The organism is Clostridium paraputrificum (genome assembly GCF_900447045.1).
GTDB lineage: Bacteria > Bacillota > Clostridia > Clostridiales > Clostridiaceae > Clostridium > Clostridium paraputrificum.
Genome location: NZ_UAWH01000014.1, coordinates 762,635 through 786,095, shown reverse-complemented (window position 1 = coordinate 786,095; position 23,461 = coordinate 762,635). Strand labels below are relative to the sequence as shown.

Here is a 23,461-nt window from a genome sequence, read left to right as displayed (position 1 = left end):
AGGATAAATTTTATCCCTCACCATTTTTACTATTCATTATAAGCTTGTCTATTTTTCTTTTTCTTCTTATTATTAACTTTTTTCCCACTTCTTTCTTCAAGCCTTCTTCTTCTCTCTTCTAATTCCCTTTGCTTTTCAGCTTCAATCCTTGCATCCTTTTTATCCATTTGCTTTACAATTGCAAAACACATAAAATAAAGAGCTACAAATAATATTGCTGCACTAATACCAGATGTTATTATTGCATCTTTTACTGAAGTCCCCATTAAATTTTTATAAGTAACTGAAGTAGCAAAAATTAAGAAGGCTACAATACCACTATATTTTACTGCATTAAGTTTACTTAACCTAATATCTGTAACAAATTTTCTAACTAATTTAACCATTCCCCCACCTCATTAATTAAAAGTATAATTATTTAATTATTATATCATATTATGTATACAATTTCATTAATATAGGATAAAAAAGTAATAGAGGTTAACCTAGTATATATCATTGTAGATTAAAGTTTTTTCTATTGCTACAAAAATAAAGACTAGAATACTAACTATATCCTAGCCTTTAACATAATAGATTATTTTCTTTACTTAACACTTCAGCTCTTACTCTAAGTAACTCTTTTAACTCTTCTATATCTTCTAGTGTAGCTTTATTCCTTATAAAGCACCTTGCACTAGTTCTATTTTTCAAATAATTTGCATGCTCTCTATTTTTTTCTCTCCATCTTTTATCTGCATTCCTTTGTGCTTCACTTGTTTTTCTGTTGTTTCTCATTTAACCCTCCCAAATTTAATAAAAGTATTAATTATTATCCCAATACAAACGAAATTTCTTTATTTTTTAATTTTTATAAAATATTATTATATAAATATTAAATCAGGTCAATATTATTCATATTTCTTTAACACTTCTTTAACAAAAAAGAAAAAACAATAAATACAAACAATATCTTAAAGCATATCAACTAAAACCCACTTACTTCAATTAATACTAGAAACACTATAAAATTCATTATTTCAGTCAATCCATATTACTAAAAAAGAAATAGAGATGTAACCAATAAGATTACACCTCTATTACAAAGCTTATAAATATAATAAGGGAAACTGCAAGTGAAAAATTTAATTTCTTCCCTTCAAACCCTTGAAATCTCTTTTTTTGCGAGATAAGCCATAAGCGGGGTTCTGTCTTAAGCAATCATCTATCTAGGCTTACTGTTGCCAGTAAACTCAAGCGACACACCCAGAGGCGGGACGGGCAACCCCTTAAATGCCTCTCTATTCGGTCTTGCTCCAGGTGGGGTTTACATAGCCGTGATGTCTCCACCACGCTGGTGAGCTCTTACCTCGCCTTTCCACCCTTACCTATAAAAATAGGCGGTATATCTCTGTTGCACTTTCCTTCAAGTCACCTTGACTGGACGTTATCCAGCACCCTGCCCTACGGAGCCCCGACTTTCCTCTCCTAGTTCAAAGACTAGCAGCGATTGCATGTCTCACTCGCAAAGACTATAATATCATACTCCTTATACTTTTACAAGTTGAACTTTTTTACAATTATGGAACAAATATAAATAATAGAACTAAAAGAATTATTACAATTAGACCATATAATCCAACTCCACAAAGAAGTAATGTAGCCAAAAGTCCACATAATATAATAAACTTAAAAGGGCTACAAAAATAAAATATTGGCCAGCTTCTCCATCCTCTAGAACTTCTATTCATTCCACTTTGAAAATTTTCCCTAATATTTTTAAAAGCCTTTTTAAAATCTTTTTGTGTACTAATAATAGTTCCTCCTCAAAATTGATGAGTTCTACTATTTATATATGTTTATAACTCAAAAAAATACTTATTTTATACATATTCATAAGGGTCTTTACTGCACTTAGAGTGAATGAATTCAATAGTACTAAATCTCTCTTCTATCTTTTTCATCACCTTTAAAAACACTATCCATTCTGTAGGAAAATGTCCTGGGTCTATAATTGACACTCCCATTTCTTTATAATCAGAAGCAAAATGATATGACGTATCACCAGTTATTATACAATCTGCTCCCATTCCTATAGCTTTTCCAAAAAAGTCTTGACCACTTCCATTTATTATAGCTATATTTTTCACATTTTCTTTTCCTACTACAACTCTTAAACTGCTTATCCCAAGCTTCTCTTTAACTATATTTATAAGATTGTTTAATTCTATTTCACTATCTAAGTAAACAACCCTACCTAATCCACATTCTTCAAATCCTCTAACCTTTGAGGACTCAATAAGTTTCCCCTGAGAAAAACCTAATACCTTAACAATTTCTTCATTTATACCATCCTTAGTAGAATCTAAATTAGTATGACTTGAATATAAAGATATATCGTTCTTTATAAGTTCTATTATCTTCCATCCTTGAAGATCATCATTTACAATTCTGCTTGGTTTTCTAAATATTAGTGGATGATGAGTTATAATAAGGTCTACCCCTTCCCTTTTTCCCTCTTCAATAACATCTTTAGTACAATCTAACGCTAATAGGACTTTTTTAACTTCCTTATCTTTAGATCCAACCATAAGTCCTACATTATCAAAGTCTTCTTTTAAGAATATTGGTGCTAACTTCTCCATTTCTTTTGATATATCTTTTACTGTTATGGTCATTTATTTCACCTCTTCAATAAATCTTTTTATTTCATTTAATTTATCTTGGACTTCTTTTTTTCTTCTTATTGCACTTTCACTATCTTCTTTTATAAAGCTTACTATTCTATTATATTTTTCTTCTTTTTCTTTTAAATACCCTATCATTAAAGGGTGCTTATCTTTTAATAGTACAGGTGAAAACTCATAATATATAGGGTCTAACTTCATATTTTCCTTACTATTTTTCCTTACTTTAAATAGTTCATAGTAAATTCCCTCATCAAAACATAAATCTTCTTCTAAAATCTCATATCCGTTATTATACAAGTATTCTCTAAGAACTTCTGGATTTTGAGCTGGTTGTAATATTAAAAATTTATAGAAAGGTAACTTTCTTTTATCATGCTCTAGTATATCTCTAATTAGGTTTCCTCCCATACCTGCAATTACAACACCTTCTACTTCTTTTATATCAACTGTTTGTAAGCCTCCTCCTAGCCTAACATCTATTTTTTTCGACAACCCTTCTAGAGCCACATTTAATTGTGCTTTTTTAACAGGATCCTTATTTATATCAGATGCTATAGCCTTATTACAAAGCCCTTTTTTCACTGCATATATTGGAATATATCCATGATCTGTACCAACATCTATAATACTTTCACATTTATCTATATGATTTGCTATAAACTCTAATCTTTTACTAATGTCCATGTTAAACCTCTTTCTAATAGCATATAAGTATATTTTACCCTAGGTACTAAAAAACATCTGTTTTTCAACAGATGTTTTTTAGTATATATTAATCTAAATAATCCTTAAGCTTTTTACTTCTTGATGGGTGTCTAAGCTTTCTTAAAGCTTTAGCTTCTATCTGTCTTATTCTTTCTCTTGTTACATTGAACTCTTTACCTACTTCTTCAAGAGTTCTTGCTCTACCATCATCAAGACCAAATCTTAGTCTTAATACTTTTTCTTCTCTTGGAGTTAAAGTATCTAGAACATTTATTAATTGTTCTTTTAGCATAGTAAATGCTGCAGCTTCTGCTGGTGCTGGAGCTTCATCATCAGGAATGAAATCACCTAAATGGCTATCTTCTTCTTCACCGATTGGAGTTTCTAAAGAAACTGGCTCTTGTGCTATTTTTTGAATTTCTCTTACCTTTTCAACTGGTAAATCCATAACCTTTGAAATCTCTTCTGGGAATGGATCTCTTCCTAACTCTTGAAGTAATTGTCTTTGTACTCTTATAAGCTTATTTATAGTTTCAACCATATGAACTGGTATTCTAATTGTTCTTGCTTGGTCTGCTATAGCTCTTGTAATCGCCTGTCTTATCCACCATGTAGCATATGTAGAGAATTTGAACCCTTTTCTATAATCAAACTTTTCAACGGCTTTAATAAGTCCTAAGTTACCTTCTTGAATAAGATCTAGGAATAACATACCTCTACCAACATATCTCTTAGCTATACTTACAACAAGTCTTAAGTTAGCTTCAGCTAGCTTCTTCTTAGCATATTGATCCCCTTGTTCAATTCTTAAAGCAAGTTCTATTTCTTCTTCTGAAGATAATAATGGCACCTTACCTATTTCTTTTAAGTACATTCTAACAGGGTCATCAATAGCAATACCTTCTGGTATTGAAAGATCTACTTCTTCTTCAACCTCTTCAACACCATTAATATCACCTATTACTTCTATCCCCATAGATTCAAGAACCTCATAAATCTTTTCTATTTGTTCTGGTCCTAAATCTATGTTCTCTATGTCATCCATAATTTCTTTATAAGTTAATGAACCATTCTTCTTACCTTTTTCTATTAAATTCTTAACAATGGCCATCTTGTCATTTCTATCTTTCTTATCATTACCAGTCTTTTTGCTTTTTGCTTTAGTTTCCTCTGCCATTTCTTTCTTACCTCCTTTCGCCATGACCAATAACCCCTTTCTCCCTCTTAAGCTCCTCATTTAATTTGTTGAGCTCTATTGCGAGTTTTATTGATTCTTCAATCTTTCCCTTTTGTTCCAAGTCTTTTTGCTCCTTTTTTAAACATTCAATTTTTGAAGTTAATTTAAATGTTTTTATCCTATTTATATAATCTCTAATTAGCTTTCTCTCATCACTAGCTTCTAATACCCTAAGTTCTTTAATTTTCACGAACTCTTTGGATGATTCCACATCATCACAACCACTTTCTACATATGCTAATATATTTTCAGCACCTTCTTCTTTCCCTTTAGAAATTAAAGAGAAGATTTTTTTATGAGCCCCTAAATTAAAATCATCACTAGAAATTTGTTTTACAATTTCTTCATAATAACCTTCCTTAAACATAAGTTTTATAAGACTTCTTTCAGCTTTTAAATAAGCAGGCTCTACATATAATTTTGTTCCAATTTCTTCCTTTTTATTCATAAAAGGCTCTTCTTTTCTGTTTTGTGCCATAGATAGCAAATCATAAAGAGATTGTTCCTTCAATCCAGTGTCCTCGGATATCTTTTTTATATAAACATCCTTTTCAACTGGATTCAAATCTGCTAGTATTTCTGTAACTCTCTCCCCATATTTAATTAAAGATTGTTCATTTTTAAAATCAATTCCCTCTTCTGCCCTTTTTAGACGATAGCCTATTAATGGTGTTGCAGAATTAATCAATTTTAAAAAAGCCTCTTTCCCATTTGATCTAATAAATTCATCAGGATCCTTACCCTGTGGTATTGTAAGTACTCTAACATCAAATCCTGCATTTCTTAAAATTTCTAACCCTCTAAGTGTTGCTGTTTGACCTGCAACATCAGCATCATATGAAATAATTACTTTGTCTGCATATCTCTTTAACAACCTTGCCTGATTAGTAGTCAATGCTGTTCCAAGTGATGCAACTACGTTAGTAATTCCATATTGATGTAGTGAAATACAATCCATATACCCTTCTACTATGATGAAGTATCTATCCTCCATCTTTTCTTTAATAGCAAAATTTAATCCATACAGATTAGTACCCTTTTGGAAAACTAAAGTTTCTGGTGAGTTTAAATACTTTGGTTTAGAATCATCTAACACTCTACCACCAAAGCCAATTACCCTTCCTTTTATATCAAAGACTGGGAACATAACTCTATTTCTAAACCTATCATAAAAGGTACCTTTCTTTTCGCTTTTAAGAACTAATCCTGCTTCTTGCAAAGCATCTTCTTTTAAGCCCATTTTCCTTAAATGATAAATCAAGCTATTCCAGCTATCTTTAGAATACCCTAATCCAAATTTTCTTATAGTGGATTCTTTTATTCCCCTATTTAAGAAATATTCTTTTGCTTTCTTATCTTGAGATAAGTTTTTAAAAAAGAATCTCCCTGCTTCAATATTTGCTTTGTAAAGCACTTCCTTCTTTTTTGTTATCTTACTAGGTTCTCCATCCCCTAAATCTAAAGGTATATTTACCTTTTCGGCCAAATACTTTGCTGCTTCTAAAAAGTTTAATTTTTTTTGTTTCATGACAAAAGTAAAAACATTTCCTGCCTCTCCACATGAAAAGCATTTATATATCTGCTTATCTTGCGAAACCGAGAAAGATGGAGAATGGTCATTGTGAAATGGGCAAAGCCCCATATAATTACGTCCTGACCTCTTTAACCTAACGGTTTCTGAAACTATATCTACTATGTCATTTTCTTGTCTGATTCTTTCAATTAATTCCTCTGATATACGCAAGGAAGCTTCCCCCTCCTTACAAAATTTTTTTCAACAATTTATATATTATTCGACACATTGCTTACTATTCCTTCTGATTTTAAAATTATTTTCTAACTTTTTGACTTACTTATCTTTCCTTAAATCTTAAAAAATATACTTAGCTTTAATATATTACCAGTTTAGGGACAAATATTTTATTAAACTGACTAAGACAATAATCATCACTCATCCCAGCAATATAATCTGCCACCCCTCTTTTAGCTCCCTCACATTCTGCAATATTTCTATACATCTCCGGCATTTCTTCTATATGTTCCATATAATGATTTATTAATTCATTTAGTATAAACTTCGCCTTATTTCGTTCTTCTTTAAGTTCCTCAGATAAATATATATTCTTAAACATAAATGCCCTAAGCTCTCTCATAGCTTCTTCAATTTCTTTACTTAACCCAACTGAGTTAACTCCTTTTTCCAAATTCTTATTTGATGTATTAATAAAATCTAACACCAATGTTTCAATTCTTTCAGAATGAGTTTTACCAAGAGTATTAAGTAATTCTTTTGGAATATCATTTTCCGACAACAAACCTGCTCTTATAGAGTCATCTATGTCATGATTTATATATGCTATCTTATCACTTACCTGAACAACTCTTCCCTCTAAGGTTGATGCTCCTTTATCATCAGATGCACTTCTTAAGCCACTATGATGCAGTATACCATCTATAACCTCTTTAGTAAGGTTTACCCCCTTACCTTCATTCTCTAACTTTGTTACTACTCTTACACTTTGTTCATTGTGTCTAAATCCATTTGGCAAAAACTCATTTAAAACTTCTTCCCCATTATGGGCAAATGCTACGTGCCCTAAATCATGCCCTAATGCAATTGCTTCTATTAAGGTTTCATTCAATCTAATTCCAGCCCCTATAGTTCTAGCAATCTGAGCAACCTCTAATGTATGGGTCAATCTTGTTCTATAATGATCTCCGAAGGTTTTTATATAAACTTGAGTCTTATGCTTCAAACGTCTAAATGATTTACAATGAATAATTCTATCACGATCCACCATAAAACAAGTTCTAACAACATCCTCACTCTCATCTTTTTCACGACCCAAGGACTTATCAGAAAAAGTTGCTTTTTCAATAAATGTCAACCTTTCAAAAGTCTCGATTTTTTCCCTTATGTCCATATAAAATCACCTCCTATATATCATTCTATATTTATCTCTTAAATCCTTTATTTATTACCTGTAAATATTATTTCTTATAAGTTTTTATAATATCCAGTATTTTTTATATTTTTAAAAAAATATCATTAGTATATTTATAAAATCCAATTAATATGATAATAATGAGTAATTTTTAAAGGAGTGTCTTAATGAGTGATTTTGCAACCAACTTAGATGAATCTATTTTTTCAAATAATAATATAGCTCAAAATATACTTCCATATTATGATCTTAAATATGCTGATGTAAATATGGTAAAGTTTAAAGATACAGAAAAGCAAAGAGCAGTTTATAAAGTAGACGGAAAGCATGGTAGTTATTGCTTAAAGAAAGTATACTTTGCAGAAGACGAGCTACTTTATGTATATTCAGCTTTAGAATGGTTACATAGGCATAACATTAATGTTCCTAATCTTTTACCTACAATTAATAAGGGAAGATATGTAAAATATGATGATATGCTATTTATCCTAACTCCTTGGATTAATGGTGTGAAATGTGACTTTGATAATTTGAATCATGTTATTTCTTCAGCTGTTAAACTTGCTGAAATACACAAATCATCATTTAACTTTATACCAATCAAGGGAAGTGCTAACAGGGTAGGATTTGATAACATTTATGTATCTACCTCTAAACATTTTGAACAATTATTACAAACATCTAATTTAGCCTTTCAATGTAAAGATAAATTTTCTAGGGAGTTCTTAGAAAAGTTTGATAAAAATTTAGAGCTTGCAAAACTCTCCTTAGAAGTTTCATCTTTAATAGACGAAAAAGAACTAAGTAAATCATTATGTCATGGTGATTATGTTAATAAGAATATCATATTTGAAGAAGATGATTCTACTTGGATTATTGATTTTGATAAATGCAAGTATGATTATTGTGCTCATGATTTATCATACTTTTTAAGAAGACTCTTAAAAAGAGATAATACAAAATGGGATTTAGAGCTAGCAACTTCTATTATAAAGGCTTATAATTCTAATAATCACCTATCTCCATCTGATTTAAAGTATATTGTTTCATATATATGTTTTCCACAAAAGTACTGGAAAATTTCTAGAGATTATTATAAAAATATAAAGAAATGTAATAAAAATTCATTCTTCACATTATTACTTAAAGCAAATTCTAAAATTGATCATCATCTTGAATTCACCATGTCTATTATAAACAAAATGCAAGAAGCAGATTGGAATGCAGATAAATTAATATAATTCACTAAATAAATAAGAGGATGATTAAATCATCCTCTTATATTTTTAACACTTATTATCTTGGATTTTTAACTTGTGCTTGAGCTGCAGCTAATCTAGCTAATGGTACCCTAAATGGTGAACATGAAACATAGTTTAATCCAACATTATGGCAGAATTCTACTGATGATGGATCTCCACCATGTTCTCCGCAAATTCCAAGCTTAATATCAGGTCTTGTTGCTCTACCCTTTTCAGCAGCTATCTTAACTAATTGACCTACACCTGTTTGGTCTAACTTAGCAAATGGATCTTGTTCATAGATTTTCTTATCATAGTAAGAACCTAAGAACTTAGCAGCATCATCTCTTGAGAATCCAAATGTCATTTGAGTTAAATCATTTGTACCAAATGAGAAGAAATCTGCTTCCTTAGCTATTTCATCAGCTGTTAAAGCTGCTCTTGGAATTTCTATCATTGTACCAACATGGTATTCTATCTTAGTTCCTCTTTCCTCCATAACAGCTTCTGCAGTCTTAACAACTACATCCTTAACATATTTTAATTCCTTAATTTCTCCAACCAATGGAATCATTATTTCTGGAACTATATCATAACCTTTCTTTGCCTTAACATCCAAAGCTGCTTCAATTACAGCTCTTGTTTGCATTTCAGCAATTTCAGGATAAGATACTGCTAATCTACATCCTCTATGCCCCATCATTGGGTTGAATTCGTGTAAATCTTCAACAGTAGCCTTTAACTCTTCAAAAGTTAATCCCATTTCCTTTGCTAATTCAGCAATTTCTTCATCACTGTGAGGAACGAATTCATGTAGTGGTGGATCTAAGAATCTAATTGTTGCTGGCATTCCTTCTAATGCTTCATAGATTTCTGTGAAATCTTGTCTTTGCATTGGAAGAATCTTATCTAATGCCTTTCTTCTTTGTTCTTCGTTCTTTGCAACTATCATTTCTCTAACAGCCATAATTCTATCTTCAGCGAAGAACATATGCTCTGTTCTACATAATCCAATACCTTCTGCTCCAAATTCAACAGCTTGTATAGTATCTCTTGGAGTATCTGCATTAGTTCTAACCTTTAACTTTCTAATTTCATCTGCCCATCCCATAAATGTAGCAAAATGTCCAGTTATTTCAGGTGAAACAGTCTTAACAGCTTCAGCATAGATATTACCAGTAGAACCATCTATTGAAATATAATCATCTACTCCGTAAGTCTTATCTTCTATTGTAACAGTCTTAGCTTTTTCATCAACTTTAATTTCTCCACATCCTGCTACACAGCAAGTTCCCATACCTCTAGCAACAACTGCAGCATGAGAAGTCATACCACCCCTTACTGTTAATATACCTTCTGCAGCAATCATACCTTCAATATCTTCTGGAGAAGTTTCAAGTCTAACTAAAACAACCTTTTCTCCCTTTTCAGCTCTTTCCTTAGATTCGTCTGCAGTAAATGCTATCTTACCACAAGCTGCTCCTGGAGAAGCTGGAAGTCCTTTAGCAACTACATTTGCCTTCTTCAACTCTTCAACATCAAATGCTGGGTGAAGTAATGTATCTAATTGTTTTGGCTCAACCTTTAATATAGCTTCTTCCTTAGTTAAAGTACCATCCTCAACTAAATCAACAGCTATCTTTAAAGCAGCTTGAGCTGTTCTCTTACCATTTCTAGTTTGTAAAAAATATAACTTTCCTTCTTCAATAGTTATTTCCATGTCTTGCATATCTTTATAATGAGCTTCTAGTGTAGCAATTATATCTGTTAATTGCTTATAAATCACTGGATCTTGCTCTTCTAATTGAGATATTGGTTGAGGTGTTCTAATTCCTGCAACAACGTCTTCACCTTGTGCATTCATTAAGTACTCACCATATATTTTATTTTCACCAGTAGCAGGGTTTCTTGAGAATATAACACCTGTTCCTGAAGTTTCTCCTTTATTACCAAATACCATTTGTTGAACGTTAACTGCTGTTCCCCAATCACCAGGTATATCATTTAATCTTCTATATACTATAGCTCTTGGATTGTCCCATGATCTAAATACAGCAGTAATTGACTCAATTAATTGAACCTTTGGATCTTGTGGGAACTCTTCTCCCTTTTCTTTCTTATATAACTCTTTAAATTGAGCAACTAACTCCTTTAAATCATCTGCATTTAAATCTGTATCTAATTTTACCCCTCTTGCTTCCTTCATAGCGTCTAACTTATCTTCAAATAGTCTCTTTTCAATACCCATAACAACATCAGAGAACATTTGAATAAATCTTCTGTATGAATCATAAGCAAATCTTGGATTATTAGTCTTATTAGCTACAACCTCTACAGCTGAATCATTTAATCCTAAGTTTAATATTGTATCCATCATACCTGGCATAGATACTCTTGCACCAGATCTAACTGATACTAATAGCGGGTCTTCTTCGCTACCGAATTCTTTTCCGGCTACCTTCTCTAATTCCTTAATACTTGCATAAATTTGTTCCATTACCTCTGATGAAATAGTCTTTCCATCTTCATAATATTTGTTACAAGCCTCTGTTGTAACAGTAAATCCTGTTGGAACTGGAATTCCTAGTGTAGTCATTTCTGCTAAATTAGCTCCCTTACCCCCTAGTAAGTTCTTCATTGATGCATTTCCTTCACTAAAAAGGTAAACGTACTTTTTCTCCATCTCAATACTCCTCCGTTCAATACAATTTATCTATATACTAACGAAACCTTAAGCGTCCCGGTAGTTTCTTATTTATTTATTCGCCCTTACCCATTTGAACGAATAATCTGGTAATATTAGTTTTTGATACTTTACCTATAATTTTGTATTGTTCTTTACCCTGCTCTACTCTAACCTTTTCAACTATTGGTATGCTGTCTATTTCATGTTCTATTATTTTTTTTGCCATATCATATGCGCTATCTTCTGATGCTCCACATATAATATTAGGCATTCTTGTCATAATTACCCCTACAGGTACCTTATGTATATCAGTACCTCCAATTGCAATCTTTAAAAAGTCTTTTCTCGACACTGCACCTACAAGGTATCCATTATTTTCTACAAATACCGTGCCTATATCATTTAAGAATAGGTATACGATTGCATCATACACCATCATAGACTCATTAACTGTAGATGGTTTTGACATAATCTGACCTGCTTTTATATTACTTATATAATCTAATACCAAACTACTCTTAGGCTTATCTGAATAAATATATCCAACCTTTGGTCTAGCGTCTAATATTCCTATCATAGTTAAAATTGCAAGATCTGCTCTTAATGCTGCTCTTGTAACTCCTAGCTTCTCAGCTAAAGCTTCACTTGTAATAGGCTGTCCTTCTTTTACAAGCTTGATTATTTCCTCTTGCCTATCTGACAACTTCATTACAATCCCTCTTTCTGATTCAAAGGAATATATAGAGTCTTTTATGCCGACTTTTTATTTACAGTATAATTATACCACGTAATTATAGTTTGACTATACTTAATTTTCAGAAAAATCACATAAATTGTTCTAATATTCCTTATTTATCACTTATTTTTTTTAAACATATCTTATTTTCTATATTTTTCTAATTATTTCTCTTCTTTTTCATCATCAAAATTAACTGTATAACTATAGACAGTTTCATCATCTTTATATACATTTTCCTTATAATGAGCATTATCGGAAGCCTCTTCTTTAACTTCTTTTATCTTACTTTTGATTTGGTCTGCAAATACTGAGGCCTTATCTTTAACTTCATTTGCAGCCTTTGCTACATATTTATTTACAACCTCTACAGAACCATCAACCTTAGTAATTTCTATAGTTAACTTAGTTGCTACTGCTGCAATTACCCCAAAAGCAAGAATTGGAGGAATTATTACTGCTATAACTGTTGCTGCTATACCTGCATTTACAGGAACATCAACTAATATAGTTTCATCCTTTTTCACTTTAATCCTTGAAACATTTCCCTTTTTTATAGTTTCCTTTAGCCATACCTTAAAGTCTTCTATTGTCTCACTATTATTTTCTTTGTAGGTATTATCTTCTGGATTTTTCATATTTGAATTTCCATTTTTACCTTCTATATAAATTATAGCTTCTAATACATCACCACCACAAATTTCCAGAGCTTCTTTTGCTTCTTTATAAGTGCTTCCAGTTCTCTCTTTTACTTGATCAACCTTTTCTAATGAAATTTCCATACTATTCTCACTCCTTAATATAATTTAACATCTCTAAACTTTTAGGTTTCTTAGCATAACTAGAAGAAATAATAAAAGTGGTCACCTTTTCCATTTCCTTTTTTATTTCATCTGTAAGATTTAGTCTATAAACTTTATCTAATGAAACATTGGATAAATATTTAAGAGCATTATATGCTCCTTTAGATATGTACAACCCATGCTCTTTATTACACTCTTCACAAACCCCTCCAAAATAGGAAAGACTTATATAATTAGATACTGCTATTTTCTTCTTACATACGCTACAACTTTCTAAATTTAATCCATACCCAGTTGCCTTTAAAAGTTTTAATTCAAAAGCTCTTATTAGAAGCTCATAATCTAAAGCATCTGTATTTAATAAATATAAAGTAGTTATAAACTCTTTGAATAGAAGTTGATTTACTTCCCCTTCTAATATAGCAATATCTATTAGCTCACATATATATGATGAATATGTCAATTTATCTAGATTATTCATTAAACCTTGAAAAGAATTGATTATTTTCCCCTCTTGTAAATTATACAGTGTTTTCCCCCTAAATACCATATATTCACAGTAACATAGAGGTAGAGTAACAGAAAAAAGTTTATTCTTACTTTTTTTTGCACCTCTAGCCACCGTTGTAATCTTCCCATAGTTATCAGTATATAACCAAACTAGTTTATCATTTTCTTTATAATCTAGGGTCTTTATTACTACCCCATTACACTTAACAAGTGACAGAATAACCATCCCCTAATAATCTATTTTACTTTTTTATATCCTAATTCCTTTAATAAGTTTTGATTGTCTCTCCATTCTTTTCTTACTTTAACCCATATTTTTATATTTACCTTTGTATGCAAGAACCTTTCTAACTCATATCTAGCCGTCTCTCCAATTCTCTTTAAGGACTGACCGTTTTTTCCTATTATTATCCCTTTGTGAGAGTCCTTTTCACATATTAAGTCCACTTCTATATGATAAGTACCATTTTCACTTTGTTTCATTTGAATAACATCTACAGCTATCCCATGAGGAACTTCATCTCTTAAACATCTTAAAGCTTTTTCTCTTACAATTTCAGATACTACGAATCTTTCTTGAACATCTGTTATCATATCCTCTGGATAATACATAGGGCCTTCTGGCAATTCATTAACCATAAGCTCTAATAATGTATCAACATTTTTTCCCTTAAGAGCTGATATAGGTATTATCTCTTTAAAGTTAAATTCATTTGATAAATCCATCAGTGATTTAGCCACTCTATCTTGAGTAGATTCATCAACCTTATTTAACACAAGAAAAACAGGTGCTTTACTATTTTTTAGAGACTCTAGTATAAACTTATCCCCTCTACCTATTTCATCATCAGGATTAGTTAAAAATAGTACTAAATCTACATCCTTCATTGAATCTTTTGCTGAATTTACCATATACTCACCTAACTTATGCTTAGGCTTATGTATTCCTGGTGTATCAACGAATACAATTTGATACTCCTTAGTTGTTAATATAGTTTGAATATTATTTCTTGTTGTTTGTGGTTTATTAGAAACTATTGATAACTTTTCCCCCATTAAATAATTCATTAAAGTTGACTTTCCAACATTGGGTCTCCCAACAATAGTTACAAATCCTGATTTAAACATTCTTCCTCCTATTTCTCCAAGTCCTTCTTAGTAAAAGTACCTGGCATAACTTCATCTAAAGTTGTTTCTAAAACTTCATTTTCATTTTTTATTATATAGATTTTCATATCTCCACTTTCTGCAAACTCAGATATTACTTGCCTACAGATTCCACAAGGATATGTAAATGCTTTAACATCTCCTATTAATGCTAATTCTTTTAACTTTCTATTTCCATTTGCAACCCCACTAAATATAGCTGTTCTTTCAGCACAGTTAGTTGCTCCAAAAGATGCATTTTCAACATTGCATCCTACATATATATTTCCATCTTCAAATAAAGCTGCTGCTCCCACCTTAAAATTAGAATATGGACAGTATGCATTCTCTCTTGCTTCTATAGCTTTTAATATTAACTCTTTATTCACTTTACTTCCTCCAAGATACACAATAATTTTATATTTATATACTCATATTATGTGTATTTTTCATTATATCATTATAATTATAATTTGAATATGGTAAAAATCAATAAGGTTATAAGCATACCAAATATAGCTCCTACAATAACTTCAGATAATGTATGAACCTCGGAATCCACCCTACTTTGCGCTGTAATAAATGCCATTAAATAGCTTAACATTATACAAGTTGGTTCTTCAGTAATTAAAGCTATTGCCGTAGCTATAGAAAAGGATAGTGCACTATGTCCACTAGGCATTCCACCCTTAAGAGGAGTTCCTTCTCCAAATATAGCTTTTACTATTATAGTTGAAAAACTCACTATAACTAAGACTATCAATATAGTATATGGCTCATTATTTTTAACTTTGTGTATTACCTCATAAGATATATCAGATAGTTTATCCCAAAAAACAACATATCCCACCACTATAGCATTAATAGCAGTTATTAGCACTGCTCCTGCTGCTGCATTTTTAGCTATCTTTGCTAATGGATGATAATAATTAGTAGTCATATCAATAGCTGCTTCTATAGCGGTATTGATTAGTTCAGCAGCAATAACTATAGCTACAGTTATTGCAATTATTAAAAATTCTATCTTAGATATATCAAAACAAAAACAAGCTATTAAAACGCCTATAGCAGCTACAAGATGTATTTTCATATTTCTTTGAGTTCTCACTGTATCAATAATACCATTTATAGCATGATTGAAGCTATCTACCATCTTTTTCAACTTCACTTTTCATCATCACCCACTTATATTCCATCTTCTAATATCTAATTGCCCTAATATTTCTTCTTCCCTTTTTCTCATAACTTTTTTCTCATCCTCTTCCATATGATCATACCCCAATAGATGTAGTACTGAATGAACTACTAAATATGAAGCTTCCCTTTTAAAGGAATGATTATATTCTTTACTCTGTTCTAAGGCTTTTTCTAAAGATAATACTATATCTCCTAAAACCAGCTCTTCACCATCCATATAAGTTTCATCAAATTCATAATTCTTATATACATCTTTAAAAGCCTTATCTTTTGGATAGTCTAACATAGGAAAAGATAGCACATCTGTTTCTTTATCTATATTTCTAGTTTCATTGTTTATTTCTCTAATTTCATCATTATCTACAAATAATAATGAAATTTCAAATGGTATATTAACTTCTTCTTCCTTTAAAGCAAATTCTATTGTATGTTCTAATTCCTTTACTAATTCCTCTGTTACCTCTATTTTTTCTTGTCTGTTATCTGTATATATCATTTATTTTCTCCCTTTTCATATTTTTTAAAGGGGTGAGTTAAAAACTCATCCCCTTTATTTTAAGCTTTTGCTTTTTCTGTTGGATATTCTATCCTTTGATGATATATTCCATTTAAAGTCTTTAAAAAACACTTTCTAATTGTTTCTAAATCCTTTAATGTCAAATCACAATCATTAAGTTGACCAGAATGAAGTTTATCTTTAATAATATTATTGACCATTTCTTCTATTTTACCCTTAGTAGGCTCATTTATTGATCTCACTGCAGCTTCAACAGAATCTGCTAGCATTATTATCCCAGCTTCCTTAGTACTTGGTATAGGGCCTGGATATCTAAAATCTTCTTCTCTAACTTCATCAGGATTTTCAGAATTATTTTTTACAGTATAATAGAAATATTTAACCAAGGTTGTACCATGATGCTGTGCTATTATATCTTGTATTACTTCTGGTATATTGTATTCCTTAGCTAATTCTAATCCCTCTTTAACATGAGATATTATTATTAAAGTACTTAAATTAGCAGTTATCTTATCATGAGGGTTTTCTTTACTAATTTGATTTTCCTTAAAGAAATATGGCCTAGTAGTTTTACCAACATCATGATAATAAGCTCCTATTCTTGCTATTACCGGATTAGCCTTAACCTCTTCTGCTGCAAGCTCTGCTAAATTAGCAACTAGCATGCTATGATGGTATGTCCCTGGAGCTTCCATTAATAATTTCTTTAAAAGAGGGGTGTTAGGATTACTTAATTCTAACAATTTTAATGTAGTTACTATATTAAATGTAGACTCTAAAAATGGTAATAAACCTGTAGCTAAAACCCCTGCAAACACAGTTCCTATTATAGAAAAAGCACTATTTAAAAATATATCTTTTAAATTGCTTGATAAAATAACACCTGTTGCAAATGTTATAACTCCAGATAAAACTGCAATATATAATGTTGAATAAAGTATATCGTTTCTTTGTTGCATCTTCCTTAGTATAGTAGCACCTACTAATGCATTTACTATTGCAATTATTATCACTTGAGAGTTAAACCCTGTTAATGCAGCAACTACGATAACATTCATGGAGTTAACAAATAGTGATATCTTGTAATTAATAAGCATAGTCATAAGTAATGGAGCTAACGCTAATGGTATCATAAAAGGAGATGCAAAACTTACACATCTAACTAATATTAAGGAAAATACATTTATTAAATTAATTAAGACCAACTTCTTAAAATCTAAATAAATACTTCTATAGTTTTTGTAAATGTAGAAGAATTCAATCCCCATAATAGAACTTAAAAGTATTGCTAGAACAATATATAGAAGTATTACACCTTCTCCAGCAGAATCTCCTATCAACCCTAATTCAGTCAAAATTTCTATTTGTCTTGACGTAACAGGCTCACCTTTTTGCACTATTATCTGGTTCTTCTTTATTACTACCTTTTCTGTATTTTTTTGAACTTCTTTAATCTTTTCTTCTGTTTTTTCTTTATCATAATAAAAATTTGGTTTTATTTGTTCTATTATAATATTATTTAATACATTACTTATATTCGAATTTAAGTTAAGAGCCTTTACTCTTTCACTGGCTAAGCTTCTAGCATCAGATATGCTTTCACTATCCTCATCTTCAATATTTTTTACATATACAGAATCTATTATTTCTAAAGCTTCAGACTTTAATTTAACCAATGTGTCTTTTGGTATTGATAATAAGAACTTACAAGCACTTTCATCTAAGGTAATCCCCTCAACTTTTCTTAGTTCTACTATCTTTTCCTTCTCATCTAACTCCATAGCACTTAAACTTATTAACTTTTCAAACAATGTATTTATATTATTCTCTGCAGCAATTTTCACTTCTGCTTTTAATGTATATTGTTTATCTACTTTAGATAAAGCTTCTTTTAACTTTTCTTCCGAAGCTTGTTCATCTACTGTTTCTCTTTGGGCTACTATATCTTCTCTTGCTATATCTCCTTCCTGTAACTCATACTTAGTTGGAGCAATAGCTGTTATCAATAAAAAATAAGTTACCACAAAACTTATGGTAAATAATAAAATTCTCTTAGGTTTATAATTGCCCTTTTTAGTTTCCCTTCTTTTTAAACTCATGTTCATCACCTTCTTACTTGTACATCACTTATATTATGATACACTGGCTATATCCTGTTCAACTACAAACGTCACCTTAACACGTAACTTACCTTCACCTATGTCTTCTGTATACACGTCTTTATCAGCAATCTTGTAATCATTACTCAAAGTTCTTTCAAATGATTTCGTTAATTGTTCAGTTGCAGTTTTAATTGCTTCTTCCTTATCTAAATTTACTTCTTTCTCTGCTCTCTCAAAATACGTTGTAGTTTTAATAAAACCTTTTTCATCTTCTATTTTATCATAATACTTAAAGTTATTTATAGCTTTTTTCAAGTAAATTTTCCTGCCAAAGAAAGATACATAAATATCCCTACCTCTTTTACCAGTCTTATCAAGCTTAGAACCACTCACCTGCACTTCCATTTCTTTCTCATAAAATGTATTAGCTATAACTATTCCCTTTGCAGGCACTTCATATTCCTCTCCTTCTTTCCCTTGCATTCCCTTTATTAAAACATCTCCCGCATTAACAAAATCCCCTGGGCTTACATTACTAGTACCAGAAGATACAAAAACTCTTTTTATCTCTCCACCGACTTTAGCCACACAATCTCCAGATGTATCACTAATTGGTTTTGGAGGATTAACCTTCTCTTCAATGACTATTTTCAATGTAGATCCTTCCACTCTTGCTCTTATCCATAATATATCGCTATTTATATCTGCAGCTTTATCTTCTATATTATAAACATCAATCTTACTTTTCTTTATGCCTGGCTCAATACCAATTTTCTTTAATTCTTTTCTAACCTGATAAGGTGACAAGTTATTTCCTGTTTGTATATCTATAGACCATATATAGGTTGACAAGTAAAATATCCCTATTATAAATATCAACAAACCTAACACCAATGATATTTGTCTCTTTAGTCTAGATATTAGAAACACCCAACCATTTTTACTTATTATCTTAATTTTACCGCCACATCTTTTAACAGCACCTACTACTTCATTATAGTCATTATATTCAATTTCTAACCTAATTGTAGTTATATCAATCTTAACAATGTTCTTAGATTTTATCCCACTGTTCCATAGAAGGTTAAGTATTCTTTCAGGTGATTTTGCACTTATTTCAACTATTATATTTCCAACTTTTAATTTATCTAATATCATTTTTGTTTATCCTCATAGATAATTGTTTTAAATTTTCCAGTTATACTTATAGTTGATCCCCCTATGTACAAAATTTCAAAATCACTTCCCTCTATATTTATATTGCCAACCTTAGAGTTTACTTTAATTAGATTTTTCTCAAAACTAGATATCCCTTTATGATTTTCTATAGTTATTTCTTTATTCCCTGTAATAATTATCTTAGGAATATCCATTACTATTTCTGCTGGCAAATCAAATTTATCTACTAAGATTTCTCTACCTTTATTTAATTTTTCCTCCACCTCTAATCCCCCGTTTTTATATTTCTATCATTGTAATTTATGATTAAAATATAAAAAAAAGAACAATTAGAATATGTTAATCCTTATAGTTAGTATAAAAAAATGGAATTTATATTTATTTTTCTAGTTCCATAGCAAGCTCCAAATCATAGAAAAACAAATATCCATTTCCTTCGTACTCAAGGTAATTAAATTAAAAAAATAGAGTTTAAGGCTGATATTAGCCTTAAACTCTATTTTAATGACTCATACAAAACAATAAAAAGAACTCGAAGAGTTCTTCTTATTATTTATTAGTTAAATATTCTTTTACTATTTGACTAACAAGCTTGCCATCTGCTCTACCTAATGTCTTAGGTCTAACAATTGCCATAACTTTTCCCATGTCTTTAATGCTACTAGCGCCCGCTTCAATAGCTGATTCTTCAATAATTTGCCTTATTTCCCCTTCACTTAACTGCTGAGGAAGGTAATTTAACAAAATTTCTATCTCAGCTTTTGACTGATCAACCAAATCCTGTCTATTTCCCTTTTCAAACTCAAGCATTGCTTCTCTTCTTTGCTTGACTTCTTTAGCTAATATTTCTATAGCTAGCGCATCATCCACTGTTATTCCATCAGTCTTTTCAACTAATAAAATCGCAGACTTTGCTGTACTTATAACGTTAGCTTTAAATTTATCTTTAGCCTTTAAAGCAGTTTTCCAATCTTCTTGAAGTCTTTCTTTTACTGTTGGCATATACACATACCTTCTTTCAAAAAGAACGTTCTATTTGAACTTTCTCTTTCTAGCAGCTTCTGATTTCTTCTTTTTCTTAACGCTTGGCTTTTCGTAGTGTTCTCTCTTTCTTACTTCTGAAAGAACTCCAGCTCTTGCACATTTTCTCTTAAATCTTCTTAACGCATTTTCAAGAGTTTCGTTTTCTCCAACTTTGATTTCTGACATTAATTATCCCTCCCTCCGCTAGCTAAAATTCTAAATTCAACTCAGCTACGGGCTTAATAACACATGCTATATTATACAATAGTAAGGTTGCTTGTGTCAATAATTCTTAAAAATTTAACTATTAGCCTGGAGGCCAATTTAAACTTCTTCCTCCAAGAACATGAAAATGCATATGATGTACAGTTTGACCTCCATCATTACCTGTATTATTTACAATTCTGTAGCCTTTTTCAGCAATACCTAGCTCACTAACTAGTTTATTAATTACTAAGAAAATATGTGCGACCACAGATGCATTTTCTTCTTTTAAGGCATTAGCACTTTCTATATGCTCCTTAGGTATTACCAAAAAGTGTATAGGTGCTTCTGGACTTATATCATAAAAAGCATATACCTTTTCATCTTCATATACTTTTTTACTTGGTATTTCACCCTTTATGATTTTACAAAAAATACAATCTTCCATAAATTCACCCCCTTCTAATAGTAACTTTTTTATTTCACAAGAGTAGCTACAGCATAATCTCCTAAAGCTTCTTCTATCTTGCAATTTACTATTTGACCTTTTAAGTTTTCTTCTATACCTTTAACTTCAACCTTAACATAGTTTCTAGTATATCCTTCATATACATCATCTTTCCCTTTTACTGGTTGTTCTATAAGTACATCCATAACTCTACCAACAATAAATCTAGTAAAGTCACCTTCATTTTTATCATTTAATTCTATAAGAGCTTTACTTCTTTTATCCTTAACTGTTCCATCTAATTGATTTGGCATAGTTGCAGCCTTTGTACCTTCTCTTGGACTATATTTAAACACATGAGTTTTTGTAAGCTTTATTCTCTTTAAGAATTCATAAGTTTCATTAAATTCTTCTTCTGTTTCTCCAGGGAAGCCAACTATAACGTCAGTTGTAATAGAAACATCTTTAATATTTTCTCTTAAAATATTAACTATTCTTTCATACTCTTCAGCTGTGTACCTTCTATTCATTCTCTTTAATGTAGCATTACATCCACTTTGAAGAGAAAGGTGGAACTGAGGACATAGCTTCTTCATATTCTTAATTTTTTCAATTACTTCTGGAGTAAAGAAAGCTGGTTCTATAGATCCTATTCTTACTCTTTCAATACCATCTAGTTTTTCTATTTCTTCTAATAAATCAACCAAAGTGATTTCACCATCTAAATCTAGCCCATATGATGCAGTATGAATTCCTGATAATATTATTTCCTTAAATCCATGTTCTGATAACTTATTTATTTCGTCAAGAACTTGTCTTGGTTCCTTTGAACATACTGATCCCCTAGAATAAGGTATTATACAGTACGCACAGAATCTATTACATCCATCTTGGATTTTTAAGAATGCTCTTGTCTTATCTTGATACTCTTCTATATTTAATGCCTCAAATTTCTTATTTCTTAATACACTTTCAACGTATATTTGTGCTGTTTGTTCATCTCTAGCTTTATTTACATAATAAACTACATCACCCTTATTTCTAGTCCCAAGAACAACATCAACGCCTTCTATTGCTGAAACTTCCTTTGGTGCTATTTGTGAATAACATCCTACAACAGCTATTATAGCATCCGGATTAAGTCTTCTAGCTCTACTTATAATTTGTCTAGATTTCTTATCTCCCATATTGGTTACTGTACATGTATTTATAACATAGACATCAGCAACTTCTGTAAACTCTGTCACCTCATATCCTTCTCTTATAAACTTTTCTGCCATAGCTTCTGATTCATAATGATTAACTCTACATCCTAATGTAGAAAATGCAACCTTCATTAAACATTTCCTCCTAAATCACCTAACTCATATTGCACTAAAGTAGTTGCTGTAAATCCAGCTGTTTCCGTTCTTAGAATCCTACTTCCTAGCGTAATAATATAGGCACCTTTTTCTTTTAGTCTTTCAATTTCTTCTTCCTCAAAACCGCCTTCTGGTCCAACCATTATACCGATCTTTTTAACATTATCTAATCTTCCACTATCCCTTAAATCCTTTATTACACCTTTAATTCCAAAGTTTTCAGCGTTCTCATAAGGAACTAAGAATAAATCTAATTTCTCTAATTCCTCTAAAACATCATCAAATGATATTGGCTCATCTACCCTTGGAATAAGGCTTCTCTTACTTTGCTTTGCAGCTTCAAGAGCTATTCTATTAAGCCTATCAAGCTTCTTAAACTCTCCCTTAAGTTTAACATCTACTCTATCAGTAATAGTTGGTACAAACTTTGATATTCCAAGTTCAGTACCCTTTTGAACTATAAGGTCCATCTTTTGTGACTTAGGAAGACCTTGGTATAAATAGATTTCTATTGGACTTTCATTATCTACATCTAACTTTTCTAGTATATCTATAATAACTTCAGTCTTTGAGATACTTTTTATTTTCCCAAGGAATTCATCACCTATGCAGTTATTTAAAACTACCTCTTCCCCCTCAATTAATCTTAAAACCTTATATATATGTTTAACATCATCACCTAATATTTTTCCTTCATTAGAATTAATATTTTCAGCAGGTGTGAAAAACTTATGCATATACTTCTCTCCTTA

General features: G+C 30.9%; 25 protein-coding genes and 1 other RNA gene. 1 reads left to right on the top strand and 25 read right to left on the bottom strand.

What is annotated here, in order from left to right; translation table 11 throughout:
- Window positions 1-29 precede the first annotated feature (29 nt).
- The 9 genes from DR024_RS08715 to DR024_RS08680 form a co-directional block, all read right to left on the bottom strand.
- Window positions 30-386: a hypothetical protein gene (locus DR024_RS08715; protein ID WP_027099601.1), complete on the bottom strand. Its 357-nt coding sequence runs from the start codon at window positions 384-386 to the stop codon at window positions 30-32.
- A gap of 178 nt (window positions 387-564) precedes the next feature.
- On the bottom strand, window positions 565-777 hold the full coding sequence (locus DR024_RS08710) for a hypothetical protein (protein ID WP_027099600.1): 213 nt from the start codon (window positions 775-777) through the stop codon (window positions 565-567).
- A gap of 383 nt (window positions 778-1,160) precedes the next feature.
- An RNA gene (gene rnpB / locus DR024_RS08705) (RNase P RNA component class A) lies at window positions 1,161-1,505 on the bottom strand.
- A 54-nt stretch (window positions 1,506-1,559) separates the two neighbouring features.
- On the bottom strand, window positions 1,560-1,730 hold the full coding sequence (locus tag DR024_RS17690; RefSeq protein WP_156333922.1) for a hypothetical protein: 171 nt from the start codon (window positions 1,728-1,730) through the stop codon (window positions 1,560-1,562).
- A gap of 132 nt (window positions 1,731-1,862) precedes the next feature.
- A complete protein-coding gene (locus DR024_RS08700; protein WP_055253586.1) occupies window positions 1,863-2,657 on the bottom strand; it encodes a Nif3-like dinuclear metal center hexameric protein in 795 nt (264 codons plus the stop codon).
- Window positions 2,658-3,353: a tRNA (adenine(22)-N(1))-methyltransferase gene (locus tag DR024_RS08695; RefSeq protein WP_027099597.1), complete on the bottom strand. Its 696-nt coding sequence runs from the start codon at window positions 3,351-3,353 to the stop codon at window positions 2,658-2,660.
- Window positions 3,354-3,441: 88 nt separating this feature from the next.
- Window positions 3,442-4,575 (bottom strand): RNA polymerase sigma factor RpoD, encoded by a 1,134-nt coding sequence (rpoD, locus tag DR024_RS08690; RefSeq protein ID WP_027099596.1) that lies wholly within the window; start codon window positions 4,573-4,575, stop codon window positions 3,442-3,444.
- Window positions 4,559-6,355 (bottom strand): DNA primase, encoded by a 1,797-nt coding sequence (gene dnaG, locus DR024_RS08685; RefSeq protein ID WP_111918538.1) that lies wholly within the window; start codon window positions 6,353-6,355, stop codon window positions 4,559-4,561. The genes rpoD and dnaG overlap by 17 nt, the downstream gene beginning before the upstream one ends.
- Before the next feature lie 145 nt (window positions 6,356-6,500).
- On the bottom strand, window positions 6,501-7,535 hold the full coding sequence (locus DR024_RS08680; RefSeq protein ID WP_111918536.1) for a deoxyguanosinetriphosphate triphosphohydrolase: 1,035 nt from the start codon (window positions 7,533-7,535) through the stop codon (window positions 6,501-6,503).
- Between the two features lie 188 nt (window positions 7,536-7,723).
- On the opposite strand from DR024_RS08680, the gene DR024_RS08675 reads away from it, so the two are divergent.
- Window positions 7,724-8,797, top strand: coding sequence for a CotS family spore coat protein (locus DR024_RS08675; protein WP_027099593.1), 1,074 nt, complete (start codon window positions 7,724-7,726; stop codon window positions 8,795-8,797).
- Window positions 8,798-8,852: 55 nt separating this feature from the next.
- On the opposite strand, the gene ppdK is transcribed toward DR024_RS08675, so the two are convergent.
- The 16 genes from ppdK to DR024_RS08595 form a co-directional block, all read right to left on the bottom strand.
- On the bottom strand, window positions 8,853-11,480 hold the full coding sequence (gene ppdK, locus DR024_RS08670; protein WP_027099592.1) for a pyruvate, phosphate dikinase: 2,628 nt from the start codon (window positions 11,478-11,480) through the stop codon (window positions 8,853-8,855).
- A gap of 76 nt (window positions 11,481-11,556) precedes the next feature.
- Window positions 11,557-12,192 (bottom strand): transcriptional regulator CcpN, encoded by a 636-nt coding sequence (gene ccpN / locus DR024_RS08665; protein WP_027099591.1) that lies wholly within the window; start codon window positions 12,190-12,192, stop codon window positions 11,557-11,559.
- Window positions 12,193-12,383: 191 nt separating this feature from the next.
- Window positions 12,384-13,001 carry a DUF4342 domain-containing protein gene (locus DR024_RS08660; protein WP_027099590.1) on the bottom strand — a complete coding sequence of 206 codons (618 nt, stop codon included), beginning with the start codon at window positions 12,999-13,001 and terminating at the stop codon, window positions 12,384-12,386.
- Between the two features lie 7 nt (window positions 13,002-13,008).
- A complete protein-coding gene (recO, locus tag DR024_RS08655) occupies window positions 13,009-13,758 on the bottom strand; it encodes a DNA repair protein RecO (protein ID WP_111918534.1) in 750 nt (249 codons plus the stop codon).
- Between the two features lie 11 nt (window positions 13,759-13,769).
- A complete protein-coding gene (gene era / locus DR024_RS08650; protein WP_027099588.1) occupies window positions 13,770-14,660 on the bottom strand; it encodes a GTPase Era in 891 nt (296 codons plus the stop codon).
- An 8-nt stretch (window positions 14,661-14,668) separates the two neighbouring features.
- Entirely contained in the window at window positions 14,669-15,067 is a 399-nt protein-coding gene (locus DR024_RS08645; protein WP_027099587.1) for a cytidine deaminase, read from the bottom strand.
- Window positions 15,068-15,144: 77 nt separating this feature from the next.
- Window positions 15,145-15,846, bottom strand: a complete 702-nt coding sequence (locus DR024_RS08640) for a diacylglycerol kinase (RefSeq protein ID WP_027099586.1) — start codon at window positions 15,844-15,846, stop codon at window positions 15,145-15,147.
- A gap of 9 nt (window positions 15,847-15,855) precedes the next feature.
- Complete coding sequence (gene ybeY / locus DR024_RS08635) at window positions 15,856-16,371, bottom strand: rRNA maturation RNase YbeY (RefSeq protein ID WP_111918532.1); 516 nt, start codon at window positions 16,369-16,371, stop codon at window positions 15,856-15,858.
- A gap of 59 nt (window positions 16,372-16,430) precedes the next feature.
- On the bottom strand, window positions 16,431-18,497 hold the full coding sequence (locus DR024_RS08630) for an HD family phosphohydrolase (protein ID WP_423236501.1): 2,067 nt from the start codon (window positions 18,495-18,497) through the stop codon (window positions 16,431-16,433).
- Window positions 18,498-18,524: 27 nt separating this feature from the next.
- Window positions 18,525-19,652 (bottom strand): sporulation protein YqfD, encoded by a 1,128-nt coding sequence (gene yqfD, locus DR024_RS08625; RefSeq protein WP_111918528.1) that lies wholly within the window; start codon window positions 19,650-19,652, stop codon window positions 18,525-18,527.
- Window positions 19,649-19,936, bottom strand: coding sequence for a sporulation protein YqfC (gene yqfC / locus DR024_RS08620; RefSeq protein WP_027099582.1), 288 nt, complete (start codon window positions 19,934-19,936; stop codon window positions 19,649-19,651). The genes yqfD and yqfC overlap by 4 nt, the downstream gene beginning before the upstream one ends.
- Before the next feature lie 286 nt (window positions 19,937-20,222).
- A complete protein-coding gene (locus DR024_RS08615; RefSeq protein WP_111918526.1) occupies window positions 20,223-20,675 on the bottom strand; it encodes a GatB/YqeY domain-containing protein in 453 nt (150 codons plus the stop codon).
- 30 nt (window positions 20,676-20,705) lie between these two features.
- Window positions 20,706-20,882 carry a 30S ribosomal protein S21 gene (rpsU, locus tag DR024_RS08610; RefSeq protein WP_027099580.1) on the bottom strand — a complete coding sequence of 59 codons (177 nt, stop codon included), beginning with the start codon at window positions 20,880-20,882 and terminating at the stop codon, window positions 20,706-20,708.
- A 121-nt stretch (window positions 20,883-21,003) separates the two neighbouring features.
- Window positions 21,004-21,348, bottom strand: coding sequence for a histidine triad nucleotide-binding protein (locus tag DR024_RS08605; RefSeq protein ID WP_027099579.1), 345 nt, complete (start codon window positions 21,346-21,348; stop codon window positions 21,004-21,006).
- A 29-nt stretch (window positions 21,349-21,377) separates the two neighbouring features.
- The gene (gene mtaB / locus DR024_RS08600) at window positions 21,378-22,685 is read right to left on the bottom strand and encodes a tRNA (N(6)-L-threonylcarbamoyladenosine(37)-C(2))-methylthiotransferase MtaB (protein WP_065254222.1); all 1,308 of its coding nucleotides are present in this window, start codon (window positions 22,683-22,685) and stop codon (window positions 21,378-21,380) included.
- On the bottom strand, window positions 22,685-23,446 hold the full coding sequence (locus tag DR024_RS08595) for an RsmE family RNA methyltransferase (protein ID WP_111918524.1): 762 nt from the start codon (window positions 23,444-23,446) through the stop codon (window positions 22,685-22,687). Before DR024_RS08595 ends, mtaB begins: the two co-directional genes overlap by 1 nt.
- Between the last annotated feature and the right edge of the window lie 15 nt (window positions 23,447-23,461).